A 13,656-nucleotide genomic window follows, 5' to 3' on the forward strand; every position below is an offset into this window, starting at 1 on the left:
TCGTCTCCTCAGTCATCTACAAGCAGGTCCACCACGCGCAGCTCGGTCCCGCCGGTGGGCTGCAGCTGGTGGCTTGAACATTGGGGGCAGGGGTCGCCGCGACGCGCCAGCGGCACGGTGGCAGCGCAGGGCAGGCACCAGGCCTGGCCCTCGGGCTCGTCGATGGCGATGCTGGCGCCCTGCAGCACCGTACCCGGGGCGATGGCCTCCAGCGCAAAACGCAGCGCGCGCACCTCCACGCCAGCCAGGCGGCCGGCCTCCAGGTGCAGCGCCGACACGCGGCGGAAGCCCTCGCGTCGCGCGGCGTCTTCCACCAGTTTCAGGATGCCGCCGGCCAGGCTGGCTTCATGCATGGGCGCCCTCCTCCTGCAAGGCCTGCGTCTCCACCTCGAAGCGCACGCAGGGATCGTAAGCGGCCATCAGCGCGGCAATGCGGCGCTGCGCGAACGCGCCATGCGCGGGGCGCAGGCCCTCCAGCGCAGCGGCCACGGCGCCCTCGGCGTGGAAGTTCCACTCCGTTGGCGCGAGCACGCGGTAGGCGGCCACGCGACCGTCACCGTCCAGGCAGGCATGGTGCACGAGCAGGCCGCGCGCCATCTCCACCCAGGCCAGGCCTTCGCACGGCGCGATCTGCAGCGCACCGAAGGCCAGCCAGCCACTGCCGCTGCGGCCGGGCTCGTCGGGCTGGCTCAGCCGCACCAGCTCGGCCACGCGGGCGCCCAGGCGCTGCCAGGGCGTGGTGGGCATGGGGCGGGCGGCGTCGTGCAGGCGGGTCCAGCTGCCGGTCTCGGCGCAGTCGTCATGCCAGCGGGGCTGGCGGGTGTAGCCAGGGTTCTCGCGCAGACAGGCGGCCAGCTGGCGAAGCGACACCGTACCGGCGTGCACATGCAGCGGCTCCGCGGCGGCTACGGGCCAGTCGGCTGCCGAGCGGGCGCTGCGCACCAGGGCCGGCAGCCAGCCATGGCCGGTGGCGCTCCAGTCGGCCCACCAGTCGGGCCGGGCCTCCCAGCAGCGAAGCCAGTCTGCCGCCGGCATGCCCAGCAGATGGCGTTGCAGCCAGAGCCGGGTGTCCCGGGAATCGGCCTCGCGCGACCGCAGGACCGGGCAGCAGCGCAGCGACAGGGCCGCGTCCTTGGCCGCAGCGGGCGACAGCGCGCCGGGCCAGTCCAACCCGATGCGCCGCGCGTGCTCGCACAGCGTCTCCAACTGCAGCGCACGGGCCGCACCAGCGTCAGCGTCCACCGCGCCCTGCTCGGCGGCGCGCAGTGCCATCTGCGAGCACAGGCGGTGGGCGTGGCCGCACAGGCTGTAGAGGCTGGCCAGCAGGCCCGGCACCTCCGCAGCCAGCTTGCCGCGCGCCAGCGTGCCCGCCCAGTCGGGCCTGTTGTTGAGCACGCTGCCCGGCCGAGCCTGGCCCGGACGCAGGCGCACCACGCCGGCCAGGGTGTCGAGACTCGTCATGCGCTGGCCTTCACGGCCGAGCGACCGAACAGGAAGCCGCGCCGCGCGCTGGACGCCTGCGGCGCGGCAGGCCGCAGCTCAGCCAGCACCGCCCAGGCGGTGGCGCGCGCCTGCGCCTGGTCGGGGAACTCGAACATCGGCGAGGCCAGCGAGCAGGCCTCGTAGGCCCCCAGGCCGGGCTCGTGCGCGCCGATGAATTCGAAGCTCGTGCCCCCCACGTCCCGTGCCCTCGCCTGCCCGACGCGATCCGCGCCGGCCTCGGGCTGCAGCGGCAGCCAGACGAGGTTCATGAACCATGGCGTGACGAGCACGCCCACGGCGGCGGGCGGCTCGCCGGCCTCCACGGGCACCGGCTGGAAGCCCACGGCCTCGACCGCCAGCGCCGCGTTCAGCACCGGCACGCCCGCCATGCGCGTGGCCTGCACGTGGCGGAACAGCGCCTCCAGCGCCTGCACGCGTGCCGTCAGCTCATTCATGCCGCCAGCACCATGAACTGCTCGGCATCGCCGTCGCACTGCGGGCAGCGCCAGTGCGGCGGCAGGTCGGTGAAGGCCGTGCCGGGCGCCACCTGCCAGACCTCGTCGCCCAGCGCCGGGTCGTACACCCACCAGCAGATCTTGCACTCCAGCCGCGCCGCAGCCGGCAGCCGCGCTGCGTCGCCGAGGTAGCTGCCCTCGAACGTCATGACAGCCCCTCGCCCGCCGCGAACGGCGGTCGGTCCCCCGAGGGGACGCGTGCCGGCTTGGGAGCGGCCCGGCGCTCGGCACTCATGCCTGCTCCACCCACGCCAGCACTTCCTTCAGGCGCTCCAGCGAATCCTCCAGGTCCTCGGCGGCGGCTTGAGCCACCTCGGGCAGCTCGCTGATCTCGACCGAGTTCAGGATCACGACGTCCTGCGAGTTGTAGTAGACGACCCGCCAGGTGTTGGGCCGGTGCGTGTTCGTGATGCGGCAGTTGCCGTAGCCGCGCGACAGGATGAGGACGCGACCGGTGCCCAAGTGATGGTCAAGGAAGCCAATGTCCTCGACCGACATGGGCAGCAGCGTGAGGTTCACGACATGCGCCGGCTGGCCCGGGCGCCACAGGCGCCACTGGTCCTCGATCTCGGCGAGCAGCGCCGGCGCGTTCTGCACATTGGGCGGCAGCCCGCCCTGCCAGCGCGGCACGACAGGGTCGACATCCTGGCGGGCCGCAAGCTTGAGCACCTCGGGGATGTGGCCCAGCTCGATAATGTCGGACACCACGCGGCCCTGGGCCGTGGTCACGACGCGCCAGACGCCGGCGAACACGGCCTCCTGCACCTGCACGCCGAGTGCGGCATCGCCAGCCGCGTGCACCACGGCGCTGACCTCGCCTTCGCCCAGCACCTGGTTCACGAGGGCCAGATCGTCGGCGTCCAGCCCGGCCAGGTCCACATGGCGGTTGCCACCGCCGCGGCAGACGACCTCGAGCTGGGCCAGCGCATCACGCAAGGCGGCGTGGGCGCGGTGCCGGCCGGCCAACTGCTCGGGTTCCGGCAGCAACGGCGCGCGGAAGGTTTCCATGCCCTGGGGCATGGGCATGTAGTCCAGCACCTCGTCCTCGACCTGGCTGCCGGGGCCGATGCTGCGCACGGGGATGGGGAAGTCTTTCATGGGGTGTGTGGTGTGAAGGTCAGTGGCAGCTGCTGTCGTTGGCGGCAGCGCTGACGAGGGGGATGCCGATGGTGGGCGCCCGCGAGACGGGGGCGGCAAGAGCCTCCTCGGTCAGGCGCAGGAAGTCCTCCCAGTCGTGCATGCCCGACAGCGTGGTGACGTACTGGCCGTCACGCAGGAAGAGCAGCGTGGGCCAGCGCTGCGAGCCGAAGCGGCGGGCCAGCGCCTCTTCCTGATGGCGCTGCACGACGCCGATCTGGAAGCGGCCGGGCAGGCAGCGTTGCAGCTCGGGCAGCACGACGGCCACGTCCTGGCCTTCGGGGAAGCGCACCGCATCGCCCGCGAACAGCACGACGCGGTCGCCGCCCTGGGCGGCCCAGGCGTCGATGCTGTCGCCGTCCACCCAGGTGGCGCCGCAGGACTCGGCCAGGCGGGTGACCAGGGGCGAGGTGTCGGGGCGGGATTGCGGCGCCTGCACGGGCAGGCTCAGCAAGGATTCGGTGCTCATGTCGTCGTCTCCATCGTGGGGTTGTTGGCGCCGGTCAGGGCCAGCAGTTCGTGGGCGCTGAGTTGCGAGGGCAGCGCGAAGGCGGCGTCGGCCCCGCCGCCCTCGCCCGCCTGCACGGCGGCCAGCAGGTCCAGCGTGGCGTTGACCTCGGCGGCGCGCTTGGCGGTGATGCGTTCCTGGGCGCTGTCCAGGAACACCAGCAGCCAGTCGCCCGGCGCCGGCTCACCGACGAGGGCCGTGCGCACGCGGCGGCGCTCGCCGCGGCCCAGGCAGACCGCGTGGCCCGGCTCCAGCTCGAACACCTGCATGGGAATGCCGATGCACATGGTCAGCCCGCCTCGCGCACGGGCATGAAGCGCTCGTCGCCGCTGCGGCAGGCGAGGTCTTCGGGCGGGCGCTCCGCCTCATAGCGGCCCAGGGCCAGCTCGGCGAAGGTCACCGTCTCGACGTCGCTGAGCGGCCGCTGGCGCGGCGTGGGCTGGGCACCCCAGTCGCGCAATGCGTCCAGCCCGAGGGCCAGCGCGTCTTCCAGCGCCTGCTTGACGACCGGGCGCAGGCTGCCACCGTAGTCCTCGATCTCCTGGGGCTGGCAGCCGATCAGCAGCACCTCCTTGGGGTACTTCTCGGTCAGCAGGGCCAGCATCAGCACCTCCTGGAAGCCGGTCTGGTGCAGGCTCATCTTCTTGGCGCCCATGAAGCGGGGCACGTCCTCGTTGAGCACGAGCTTGAGCTCGCCGGGTGCGAGGCCGTAGTCGATGGCATCGAAGATCAGCAGGCGGTCGGCCTGCTGCACATGCTGCACGAGGTAGAGGCCCTGCGTGCCGCCGTCGATGAGCTGCACATGCGGCGCGAACTCGTAGCGCTGCTGCAGAGCCTCGATGCAGCGCACGCCGAAGCCCTCGTCGGCCCACAGCACGTTGCCGATGCCGAGCACGCAGATGGACTCCAGGCTGTCACCGCCGGGGTGACAGGTGCTCGCAGGCGAAATGGGGCGTAGCGGGTCCATCACGAAACGATTCAGGGTTGGGGGAGGAGGCGCGACTGCGCGCGCATCTGCTTCCAGGCGTGGAAGCTGTCCCAGGCGGACTGCATGGCCAGCAGGAAGGCGGCGTCGCTGCCGAAGACCAGGGCGCAGCGCAGCGCGGTGTCGGGCGACACGGCGCGCTGGCCGTGCACCAGTTCATGCAGGCGGCGGCGCGACATGCCCAGGCGGCGTGCGGCGTCACTCTGGTTCATCGCCAGCGGCGCCAGGTAGTGGCGCTGCAGGAAACGGCCTGGATGGGGCGGCAGGCGCACCGGCACGCCGGCGGGCGGGTGCCGCAGGTGTTGACCGGTGCGCTGCACGAAGCTCATCGCGGGTTCAGTCTTTGAACGTGCGGTGGCCGGAGATCATGGTGCTCACGACGCTGGAGCGGCCCATGATGTCTTCGCGGATAGCGGCGTAGATGTGCAGGATGATGAAGCAGATCAGCGCCCACATGCCGACGTGGTGCCAGGTGTGCACGTCCTGCGACTGGCCGAACAGCGGGATGACCCAGCCGAACAGCCGCTCCTGCCACGACCCCATCTGCGCGCCCTCCGCGTAGAGCGCGAAGCCGGTGACGATCATGAAGAGCGTCAGCAGGAAGAAGCCGAAGAACATCGCGAAGCGCGCCAGCGGGTTGTGGCCCACGTAGCGCCCCGGCCGGGCGGCGATGAAGGCATACCACTTCATCATCCCCCACACCTCGGTCCAGTAGGCGCGCTGGAACAGCGGAACCCAGAAGAGCTCCCGGGCGTGGTGGTTGCCCACCAGCGCCCAGTAGAGGCGGCCGATGAGCCCCACCGCCAGCAGATAGCCAGCAGCGAAGTGGGCGAAGCGGATATAGCCCATCAGGTAGTTGGCGCTGGCCTCACCCGGCTGGGTGGGCAGGGGCGAGCCGATGAAGTAGCCCGTCAGGGCCAGCACCGTGATGGCCAGCGCATTGATCCAGTGCCAGATGCGCACCGGCGCCTCGTAGACATAGACCGACTTGATCGAGCGCGCCGCGGCGACCTCGCTCGCGTTGGTGATGTCCTCACGGCTGAGGCCGTGGTGGGTGGTGGTGTTGGACATGGGTTGCCCTCCTGTGGCGGCCGGCTCAGAGGCGCCCGGCCAGCAGGGCCAGGCCGCTGAAGCCCACCAGCCCGGCCGTGGCGCGCCAGGCCCAGGTTTGGCCGGCCTGCAGCAGCCAGCCGCCCACCGCCAGGCCCGCGCCGTGCAGCAGGGCCGAGGCGGTCATGAAGCCGACGGCATAGCCCGCGAAGGACTGGCCCGCGCCCAGCTCGGCGCCGTGCGCCAGGCCGTGCAGCAGCGCAGCGACGCCGACCAGGGCCAGGCCGGCCGGCACCGGAAGGCGCAGCGCGGGCGAGCGGGCTGCGATCATCAGCCCGGCCAGCGCCGTCACGCTCAGCGCGACACCGGCTTCCAGCCCCGGCAGCTGCAGGCCGAACTGCGGCAGCGCCGCGCCCAGCAGCAGCATCGTCAGGAAGGCGGCGGGGCCGGCGACGCGCCGGCCGGCCGGCAGCGCGGCCGCCGACCACAGGCCCACGGCCACCATGGCCAGCAGGTGGTCGAAGCCCGTGAAGGGGTGAACCAGGCCGTCGACGAGGCTGGTCGTGTCGTGGCCGGGGTGGGCCTGCGCGGCGCCTGCCGCGAGCAGGGCCAGCGTGGCCAGGCCGCCGCGGCGGGCCAGCGAGTTGAAGCGTGTCATGTTGTCTCCTGTTCTTGTGGGGTTCAGCGCACCTTGACGGTGGTGAGTTCCTGACCGTCGGGGCTCATCACGTGCGTGGAGCAGGCCAGGCAGGGGTCGAAGGAGTGCAGGGTGCGCAGGATCTCCACCGGCTGCTCGGGGTTGACCATGGGCGTGTTCATGAGGCTGGCCTCGAAGGCGCCGATCTGGCCCTTGGTGTCGCGCGGCGAGCCGTTCCAGGTGGTGGGCACCACGCACTGGTAGTTCTCGATGCGGCCGTCCTTGATCCTGATCCAGTGGCCCAGCGCGCCGCGCGGTGCGGCCACCGTGCCCACGCCCTTGGCCTCCTTGGGCCAGGTGGACGGGTCCCACTTCTCGACGTTGGCGGTGGTGAGGTCGCCGGCCTTGATGTTGGCGACCAGCTCCTTGTAGTCCTCCAGCATCATTTCGCCGCAGTACTGCGACTCCAGTGCCCGAGCCAGCGTGCGGCCGATGGTGGTGGGCAGCAGCTGCTTGGCCGTGTAGTTCGTCGTCGGCAGGCCCAGGGCCTTGGGGATGTCGGTGTTGATCGCGCGCGCCGAGCTTTCGACCTGCTCCTTCACGCGCTGCGAGTACTTGTGGCCCTTGAGCGCGTGGGCGTAGCCGAGGATGTAGCGCGACAGCGGCCCCACCTCCACCGCATGGCCGCGCCAGCGCGGCGACTTGATCCACGAGTACTTGGCGCTCTCGTCCAGCTCCTTGATGTCGGTGCGCGTGCCCTTGGTGTTGGCACCGAGCTGGTAGTTGGGCTCCGTGACGCCGTCCCACGGGTGCAGGCCCTTGCTCTCGTCGGCGTACTTGTACCAACTGTGGGCCACGAACTCCTGCACCTGCTCGGGGTCGCGCGGGTCCACGGGCAGGATCTCGTCCCAGTTGCCGCCGATGATGGCGCCGCCCGGCAGCTGCTGGGTGCCAGCCTGGCCCATCACCTTCTCGTAGGTGCCGTAGTCCATCACGTTGGTGGCCGACAGGCCGCCGCCGTGCAGCCAGCCGGCCTGCTTGTAGATCGTGCCGATGGCCAGCACGTCCGGGATGTAGACGTTGTTGTTGAACTCGATCATTTCCCGGATGCGGGCCTCGACGAAGTTCAGGCGCTCCATGTTGATCGGCGCACCGGCGGCGCCGTTGCCGTCGATGTTGATCGCGCAGGGCACACCGCCCACCAGGTAGTTCGGGTGCGGGTTCTTGCCGCCGAAGATGGTGTGCACCTTGACCCATTCCTTCTGCAGGTCCAGCGCCTCCAGGTAGTGGGTCACGGCCATCAGGTTGGCCTCGGGCGGCAGCACGTAGGCCTTGTTGCCCCAGTAGCCGTTCATGAAGGGGCCCAGTTGGCCGCTCTCGACGAACTTCTTCAGCCGGTTCTGGATGTCGCGGAAGTAGCCCGGCGACGACAGCGGGTGGGAGGGCGACACCAGCTGCTGCAGCTCGCTGGTCTTCTTGGGGTCGGCCTTCAGGGCCGACACCACGTCCACCCAGTCCAGCGCATGCAGGTGATAGAAGTGCACGGCGTGGTCGTGCACCTGCAGCGTCTTGGCCATGATCTCGCGGATCAGGTAGGCGTTCTTGGGGATGGTGATGCCCAGCGCATCCTCCACGGCGCGCACCGAGGTCAGCGCGTGGCAGCCCGTGCACACGCCGCAGATGCGCTCCACGAACGCCCAGGCATCGCGCGGGTCGCGGCCCTTGAGGATGACCTCCAGGCCGCGCCACATCGTGCCGGTGGAGACGGCGTTGCGGATGACGTTGTTGCTGTCGACGTTGACCTCGCAGCGCATGTGGCCTTCGATGCGGGTCACCGGGTCGACGACGATGCGCCGCCCCGAGTTGTCCATCTTGAAGCCTTGAGTTTCGTAAGCACCCATGTCGTGTCGTCTCCGCCTCAGACCTTGGAGGTCGTGTCGTTGTTCTGTTCGCGCTTCTGCGAGGCGCGCTTGATGGCCGAGGCCGCGGCGTGGGCCACCGCGGCGGCGCCAACCACACCGGCCGCCGTGCCACCCACCTTGTCGGCGTTGGCCTCGATGCCGAACTGGTGGATGTCGGTCAGGCGGTTGTAGAACGAGCCCTTGTCCCAGAAGCCGTCCTCGGAGCAGCCGATGCAGCCATGACCGGCCTTGATCGGGAAGCTCGTGCCCTCGTTCCACTGCACCGTGGAGCAAGCGTTGTAGGTCGTCGGGCCCTTGCAGCCGACCTTGTAGAGGCAGTAGCCCTTGCGCGCAGATTCGTCGTCGAAGGCCTCGACGAACTGGCCGGCGTCGAAGTGGGGCCGGCGGTAGCACTTGTCGTGGATGCGCTGGCTGTAGAACATCTTCGGCCGGCCCTGGCGGTCCAGCTCGGGGATGCGGTCGAAGGTCAGCATGTAGGTGATGACGCCCGTCATGACCTCGGCGATGGGCGGGCAGCCCGGCACCTTGATGATGGGCTTGTCGAAGATGACCTTGTGCACCGGCGTCGCCTGCGTCGGGTTGGGCTTGGCGGCCTGCACGCAGCCCCAGCTGGCGCAGCTGCCCCAGCTGATGATGGCCTTGGCGTCCTTGGCGACGTGCTTGAGCTGGTCGATGAAGGGCTTGCCGCCGATGATGCAGCTCATGCCGTCCTGGTTCAGCGGCGGGTTGCCCTCCACGGCCAGGATGTAGTTGCCCTTGTACTTCGTCATGATCTCTTCGAGGATGGCCTCGGCCTGGTGGCCGGCGGCGGCCATCAGCGTGTCGTCGTAGTCGAGCGAGATCATCGAAAGCACCACGTCCTTGGCGAGCGGGTGCGCGGAGCGGATGAAGGACTCGGAGCAGCAGGTGCACTCCAGCCCGTGCAGCCACAGCACCGGCGTGCGCGGCTTGGTTTCCATCGCGTGGGCGATCTGCGGCACGAAGGCCGGGCCCAGGCCCAGCGATGTGGCGGTGAGCGAGCAGTACTTCAGCAGGCTGCGGCGCGAGATGCCTTGCCGGCGCATGACCTCGTAGAAGGTTTCCATCTGGGCTTGTCTCCTTGGCCTCATCAGGCCTTGTCGTTGGGCCGCTCCTCGGCGGGTGACGTTCTTCTTACAAGTCGCGCGCCAGTTCCGGGGCGTCCAGGGAAAACACCGAACGGGCGCTGCAAGTCCTTGATCTGCCTCAACTAAAAAAAGGGCCTCGGCGACGCGTCGCGAGGTCCGTGCAAGCGACGCTTCCAGTCGGCTCGACGCACTGGAAGCCGCGCTTGCAGCCGACCTCAATCGAGATGCCAGACGCCTATGGCCGCCTGCAGCCGCGCCGTTTCCTGGCGAGCCTGGGCGCTGGCGTCCACGCTGTCGCGGGCCAGCGTGGCATTGAGTCGGGTGGAGCCGTCCAGCGCGCGCAGGCGGTCGTTGATCTGCTGCACGCCCTCGGATTGGGCCTGGGCCGCCTGGCGGATCTGTGCCACCTGCTCGCCCAGGGCGCGGATACGCTGCGCGGCGCCATCGACCTTGTCGGCCATGGCCTGCGCCAGGCGCAGGCCGGCCTCGGTCTTGTCGCGCGACTCACCACTCAGCGCGCGGATCTGCTGGGCCGCCTCGCCGCTGCCGCGGGCCAGCGAGCGGACCTCGGCGGCCACGACGGCGAAGGTGCGCCCCAGCTCCCGGTCCCGGCTGGCCGCGGCCGCGGCGTTCAGCGCCAGGATGCCGGTCTGCACCGAGATGCCGTCGATGCGGCCACTGATCTCGCCGATGCGCTCGCCGAAGGCCGAGATGTCCTGCATGGACGCCTGCAGCGTGCGGGCGATGGCACAGGCCTCGTCCGCCTGAGCCGTGGCCAGCTGCGACATCTCGTGGGCCAGCCGGGCCGACTCCGCCGTGCCCGTGCTCAGCCCGTCGATGGCCGCGGTGTGCTGGGCCACGTCGCCCACGTCGCCCGACTGCTCGGCCGAGCGCACGGCCAGCCGCTCGGCGCCGTCGGCCAGGCCGGCCACCTGCTCGCCGACCTGCACCGAGTGGTCGTGCGCGTCGCGCAGCACGGCGGCCATCTTGGCGACGAGCTGATTCAGCGCGCGGTTCAGGTCGCGCAGCTCGCCGGCCTGCGGGCTGTCGTCGAAGGGGCGATGGATGTCCCCGCCGGCAATCGCTGTGGCGGCATCACACGACGCACGCAGCGGCGTCACGATGCGCCCCTGGAAGTACACGGCAATCGCGCCCGAGGCCACGATGCCGAGCAGCCCGCCCGCCACGGCCCAGGCCTGCCAGCCACCCAGGCCCGCGAGCAGGCCGGCGACGACCTGCGGCGCCAGCGCACCGCCCACACCCGCCGCGAACAACATCGCCAGCAGCCCGGCCGAGCCCTGCACGCGGCGCTGCACCGGCAGGTCCAGCGGGTTGCGCAGGGCGCGCATCCAAGCCGTCCAGCCGGTCTCCACGATGCGGCCCTGGCGGATCTGGTGGCCGCTGCCATGGCCGGCCTGCCAGGCGCGGTAGACCGCTTCGGCACGCTCGATCTCGTCGCGCGACGGCGGCAACTGGATGGAGGTGTAGCCGATGGCCTCGTCGCCGCGCCGCGCCGGGATGACGTTGGCCTGCACCCAGTAGTCGCGCCCGTCGCGGTGGCGGTTGCGGATCAGGCCCGTCCAGGGCTGGCCGCGGCGCAGCGAGGCCCAGAGGTCGGCGAACACGCGCGCCGGCATCTCGGGGTGGCGCACCACGCTGTGCGGCGCGCCCACCGCCTGGTCCACCGCCAGCCCGGAGGCGCGCTGGAAGGCGGAGTTGGCATAGGTGATGCGGCCCTGCGCATCGGTGACGGTGACGATGGGCGCGCCGGCGGCCGCAGCCTGCAAGAGTTGAGGCAAGAGGATGTCTCCAGAGCTGTTGTTGTGCCTGGCGCCCTGCAAGCTCTGCGCCTGCACCCCTGGCGTGACATCCGCACGCCCTGCCGGGCCACAAGTTCAACAACACCGGTCATCGCCGTGCCGGAGTGGCAGCGCCACCGGAAGGCTGGCTTCCAGCGTCAGTGCGCCTGTGCGAGATGGCGCCGCAGACGCCGCAGGTTCCACATGACCGCCAGGCCCACGACGGGCACCAGGGCGCCGATGACCCAGGCCTCGTTGGCACCCACCGCCTTGGCCAACGGCTTGAGGGCATAGGCCGCCAGGCCCACGCCGTAGTAGCTCATCGCGATGACGGACAGGCCCTCCACCATCTCCTGCAGCCGCAGCTGCATGCCCTGGCGGCGGTCCAGCGACGCGAGCAGCGACTGGTTCTGGCGCTCGCGCTCGACCTCCGAGCGCGTCTGCAGCAGCTGGGCGGCGCGGGCGATGCGCTTGGACAGCTCCGCCTGACGCGCCGCCGTGGCCGCACAGCTCTCGACGGCCGGGCGGAAGCGCCGGTCCAGGAACTCCGACAGCGGCTGCAGCCCCGGCACCACCGCCTCGCGCAGCTCGGCCATGCGGCGGTCCACGATGCCGCCGTAGGCTCTTGTCGCCGAGAAGCGCGCGCCGTGGTCGGCCAGCGCATGCTCCACTCGGGCAGCCAGGCTCACCAGCTCGCCCAGCAGGGCTTCGTCACCGTCGGCCGCGCCGCGAAAGCGCTCCATCAGCGAGGCCAGCTGCGCCTCCTCGGCGCCCAGCTCGCCCATGCGGCGCGCGGCCAGCGGCAGGCTCAGCAAGGCCATCATGCGGTAGGTGTCGATCTCCACCAGCCGCTGCGCGGTGCGGCCAGCGCGGCGGCGGTTGAGCGCGTGGTCGAACACCAGGAAGCGTGTCACGCCGTCCACGGCACGCAGGTCCGTCACCACGGTCGCGGCGCCGTCGGCGATGCGGTTGCCCACCACCGGCTCGCTGCCGAACAACGGCGCCACCTCGCGCACATGCGGCGGCTCGCCCGCGCAGGGCACCAGGGCTACCAGCGTGGCCGACACCATCTCGCCGGGCAACCGTTCCAGCCAGCCATCGGGCAACACGTCCAGCCAGGCCGTGTCGAAGGCGCCGCCCTCCCCGCCTTCGCAAAAGAGGCTCAGGCTGAAGAACTCCGTGTGCCGCTCCCACTTGATGCGCAGGCCACGCCACTGCAGGCGCAGGTGTGTCGCTCCGCTGGCGGCGAGTGAGGGCTCCAGCTCGGTGAGGTGGGCCAGCCACTGCGCGTCCTGCGCAGCGCCGGTGCGCAGCGTGGCGATGGACAGCACCCGCCCCGGACTGGCCAGCGTCTCGAAGGGGCGGGCGTGCAGTTCATCGGCCAGGCGCTGGCGCTGCGGCAGCTCGCGCGGCAGCGCCAGGGTTTGCATGGAGGGCTGGAGGTTCATGCCCCCTTCTGCCGCACATTGCGTGCCTGCGCCGTTCTGGAACGCGGTGCGCGGGATGTCACGCCGGGGGTGGCAGCGCCCGTGCGCAGTTGCTCAAGGATGAGACGCTGCCCGTCGTCGGCCAGGAACTGCTTGAAGGCCGACGCCACCTGCGGGAGCCGGCGCGTGGCCAGGTGCATGACGTGCCACTCCCGGTCCAGCGGGTTGCCGGCCATGGGCAGCAGTGCCAGCAGCCCGGCCTGCAGCTCCAGCCCGCAGGTGTGCAGCGACAGGAACGCCGCGCCGAAGCCCGCCGCGCACATCTGCTTGATCGCCTCGTTGCTGGACATCTCGGAGCCGATGCGCAGCGGCAGCCCCGCGTCCTTGTACAGGCGCTCCAGCGTCGTGCGCGTGCCCGAGCCGCGCTCGCGCACCAGCAGGTTGGCGCTGTGCAGGTCCGCCAGCGTCAGGTCGCGCTGAGCCATCAACGGGTGCTTCGGCGACGCAAGGAAGGCCATCGGATGCTTGGCGAAAGCCGCCGACGTCGTCTTCAGCTCACCGGGCGGGCGGCCCATGATGGCGATGTCCACCTCCTGGCCCCCGAGCATGGCGACGATCTCGTCGCGGTTGCCCACCCGCAGCTTGACCTTCACGTCCGGGTGCTCGGCCGCGAAGGCCACCAGCAGCGGCGGCAGCAGGTACTCGGCCGTGGTCACGGCGCCCACGCGCAGCGTGCCGGAGAACTGCCCGCGCTGGGCCGCCATCTCGTCGCCGGCCTCGCGCCAGAGGTCGAGGATGCGCGCCGCGTAGTCGGCCATCACCTCGCCGGCCGCACTCAGGCGGATGCCACGCCCCTGGCGCTCCAGCAGGGGTGCGCCGGCACTTTCCTCCAGCAGCTTGAGCTGGATGGACACGGCCGGTTGGGTCAGGTGCAGCTCGCCCGCGGCACGCGAGACGCTGCCCAGCCGGGCCACCGCATGGAAGGCCGCGAGCTGGCGGAAGGTGGCGTTTTTCAACATCAGTCAAAGCCAATGATTGACGTAAAAGAATTAACTATTACGAATGTATTCGCGTCCCTACATTCGCGT

Annotated in this window: 16 protein-coding genes; all 16 read right to left on the minus strand. The window is 70.7% G+C overall.

What is annotated here, in order from left to right:
- Positions 1 to 8: 8 nt before the first annotated feature.
- Positions 9 to 353, minus strand: a complete 345-nt coding sequence (locus CDO81_RS23715) for a hydrogenase maturation nickel metallochaperone HypA/HybF (RefSeq protein ID WP_088485734.1) — start codon at positions 351 to 353, stop codon at positions 9 to 11.
- Entirely contained in the window at positions 346 to 1,461 is a 1,116-nt protein-coding gene (locus tag CDO81_RS23720) for a hydrogenase formation protein (protein ID WP_088485735.1), read from the minus strand. The genes CDO81_RS23715 and CDO81_RS23720 overlap by 8 nt, the downstream gene beginning before the upstream one ends.
- Positions 1,458 to 1,937, minus strand: coding sequence for a [NiFe]-hydrogenase assembly chaperone HybE (gene hybE / locus CDO81_RS23725; RefSeq protein WP_088485736.1), 480 nt, complete (start codon positions 1,935 to 1,937; stop codon positions 1,458 to 1,460). Before hybE ends, CDO81_RS23720 begins: the two co-directional genes overlap by 4 nt.
- Positions 1,934 to 2,146 (minus strand): rubredoxin, encoded by a 213-nt coding sequence (locus tag CDO81_RS23730; RefSeq protein WP_088485737.1) that lies wholly within the window; start codon positions 2,144 to 2,146, stop codon positions 1,934 to 1,936. Before CDO81_RS23730 ends, hybE begins: the two co-directional genes overlap by 4 nt.
- 82 nt (positions 2,147 to 2,228) lie before the next feature.
- Positions 2,229 to 3,095 (minus strand): hydrogenase expression/formation protein, encoded by an 867-nt coding sequence (locus CDO81_RS23735; protein ID WP_088485738.1) that lies wholly within the window; start codon positions 3,093 to 3,095, stop codon positions 2,229 to 2,231.
- A gap of 19 nt (positions 3,096 to 3,114) precedes the next feature.
- Complete coding sequence (locus CDO81_RS23740) at positions 3,115 to 3,603, minus strand: thioredoxin domain-containing protein (RefSeq protein ID WP_088485739.1); 489 nt, start codon at positions 3,601 to 3,603, stop codon at positions 3,115 to 3,117.
- Entirely contained in the window at positions 3,600 to 3,929 is a 330-nt protein-coding gene (locus tag CDO81_RS23745; protein WP_088485740.1) for a HypC/HybG/HupF family hydrogenase formation chaperone, read from the minus strand. Before CDO81_RS23745 ends, CDO81_RS23740 begins: the two co-directional genes overlap by 4 nt.
- A 2-nt stretch (positions 3,930 to 3,931) precedes the next feature.
- On the minus strand, positions 3,932 to 4,609 hold the full coding sequence (locus tag CDO81_RS23750; RefSeq protein ID WP_088485741.1) for a HyaD/HybD family hydrogenase maturation endopeptidase: 678 nt from the start codon (positions 4,607 to 4,609) through the stop codon (positions 3,932 to 3,934).
- Between the two features lie 11 nt (positions 4,610 to 4,620).
- Entirely contained in the window at positions 4,621 to 4,956 is a 336-nt protein-coding gene (locus CDO81_RS23755) for a HigA family addiction module antitoxin (RefSeq protein WP_088485742.1), read from the minus strand.
- 7 nt (positions 4,957 to 4,963) lie between these two features.
- Positions 4,964 to 5,698: a Ni/Fe-hydrogenase, b-type cytochrome subunit gene (cybH, locus tag CDO81_RS23760; RefSeq protein ID WP_088485743.1), complete on the minus strand. Its 735-nt coding sequence runs from the start codon at positions 5,696 to 5,698 to the stop codon at positions 4,964 to 4,966.
- A gap of 25 nt (positions 5,699 to 5,723) precedes the next feature.
- Positions 5,724 to 6,335: a HupE/UreJ family protein gene (locus tag CDO81_RS23765; protein WP_088485744.1), complete on the minus strand. Its 612-nt coding sequence runs from the start codon at positions 6,333 to 6,335 to the stop codon at positions 5,724 to 5,726.
- A gap of 23 nt (positions 6,336 to 6,358) precedes the next feature.
- Positions 6,359 to 8,215, minus strand: a complete 1,857-nt coding sequence (locus tag CDO81_RS23770; protein WP_088485745.1) for a nickel-dependent hydrogenase large subunit — start codon at positions 8,213 to 8,215, stop codon at positions 6,359 to 6,361.
- Positions 8,216 to 8,232: 17 nt separating this feature from the next.
- Entirely contained in the window at positions 8,233 to 9,321 is a 1,089-nt protein-coding gene (locus tag CDO81_RS23775) for a hydrogenase small subunit (protein WP_088485746.1), read from the minus strand.
- A gap of 236 nt (positions 9,322 to 9,557) precedes the next feature.
- Positions 9,558 to 11,141 (minus strand): methyl-accepting chemotaxis protein, encoded by a 1,584-nt coding sequence (locus CDO81_RS23780; RefSeq protein WP_158218403.1) that lies wholly within the window; start codon positions 11,139 to 11,141, stop codon positions 9,558 to 9,560.
- Positions 11,142 to 11,299: 158 nt separating this feature from the next.
- The gene (locus tag CDO81_RS23785; RefSeq protein ID WP_088485748.1) at positions 11,300 to 12,589 is read right to left on the minus strand and encodes a DUF3422 family protein; all 1,290 of its coding nucleotides are present in this window, start codon (positions 12,587 to 12,589) and stop codon (positions 11,300 to 11,302) included.
- Positions 12,586 to 13,587, minus strand: coding sequence for a LysR family transcriptional regulator (locus CDO81_RS23790; RefSeq protein ID WP_088485749.1), 1,002 nt, complete (start codon positions 13,585 to 13,587; stop codon positions 12,586 to 12,588). The genes CDO81_RS23785 and CDO81_RS23790 overlap by 4 nt, the downstream gene beginning before the upstream one ends.
- Positions 13,588 to 13,656 lie beyond the last annotated feature (69 nt).

Origin of the sequence: Roseateles puraquae (assembly GCF_002205845.1) — a bacterium.
Lineage (GTDB): Bacteria > Pseudomonadota > Gammaproteobacteria > Burkholderiales > Burkholderiaceae_C > Pelomonas > Pelomonas puraquae.

What these genes read in the sequence shown, in the direction of transcription:
- CDO81_RS23715 (WP_088485734.1), bottom strand. Translation starts at nt 353, where the DNA reads ATGCATGAAGCCAGCCTGGCCGGCGGCATCCTGAAACTGGTGGAAGAC.
- CDO81_RS23720 (WP_088485735.1), bottom strand. Translation starts at nt 1,461, where the DNA reads ATGACGAGTCTCGACACCCTGGCCGGCGTGGTGCGCCTGCGTCCGGGC.
- hybE (WP_088485736.1), bottom strand. Translation starts at nt 1,937, where the DNA reads ATGAATGAGCTGACGGCACGCGTGCAGGCGCTGGAGGCGCTGTTCCGC.
- CDO81_RS23730 (WP_088485737.1), bottom strand. Translation starts at nt 2,146, where the DNA reads ATGACGTTCGAGGGCAGCTACCTCGGCGACGCAGCGCGGCTGCCGGCT.
- CDO81_RS23735 (WP_088485738.1), bottom strand. Translation starts at nt 3,095, where the DNA reads ATGAAAGACTTCCCCATCCCCGTGCGCAGCATCGGCCCCGGCAGCCAG.
- CDO81_RS23740 (WP_088485739.1), bottom strand. Translation starts at nt 3,603, where the DNA reads ATGAGCACCGAATCCTTGCTGAGCCTGCCCGTGCAGGCGCCGCAATCC.
- CDO81_RS23745 (WP_088485740.1), bottom strand. Translation starts at nt 3,929, where the DNA reads ATGTGCATCGGCATTCCCATGCAGGTGTTCGAGCTGGAGCCGGGCCAC.
- CDO81_RS23750 (WP_088485741.1), bottom strand. Translation starts at nt 4,609, where the DNA reads ATGGACCCGCTACGCCCCATTTCGCCTGCGAGCACCTGTCACCCCGGC.
- CDO81_RS23755 (WP_088485742.1), bottom strand. Translation starts at nt 4,956, where the DNA reads ATGAGCTTCGTGCAGCGCACCGGTCAACACCTGCGGCACCCGCCCGCC.
- cybH (WP_088485743.1), bottom strand. Translation starts at nt 5,698, where the DNA reads ATGTCCAACACCACCACCCACCACGGCCTCAGCCGTGAGGACATCACC.
- CDO81_RS23765 (WP_088485744.1), bottom strand. Translation starts at nt 6,335, where the DNA reads ATGACACGCTTCAACTCGCTGGCCCGCCGCGGCGGCCTGGCCACGCTG.
- CDO81_RS23770 (WP_088485745.1), bottom strand. Translation starts at nt 8,215, where the DNA reads ATGGGTGCTTACGAAACTCAAGGCTTCAAGATGGACAACTCGGGGCGG.
- CDO81_RS23775 (WP_088485746.1), bottom strand. Translation starts at nt 9,321, where the DNA reads ATGGAAACCTTCTACGAGGTCATGCGCCGGCAAGGCATCTCGCGCCGC.
- CDO81_RS23785 (WP_088485748.1), bottom strand. Translation starts at nt 12,589, where the DNA reads ATGAACCTCCAGCCCTCCATGCAAACCCTGGCGCTGCCGCGCGAGCTG.
- CDO81_RS23790 (WP_088485749.1), bottom strand. Translation starts at nt 13,587, where the DNA reads ATGTTGAAAAACGCCACCTTCCGCCAGCTCGCGGCCTTCCATGCGGTG.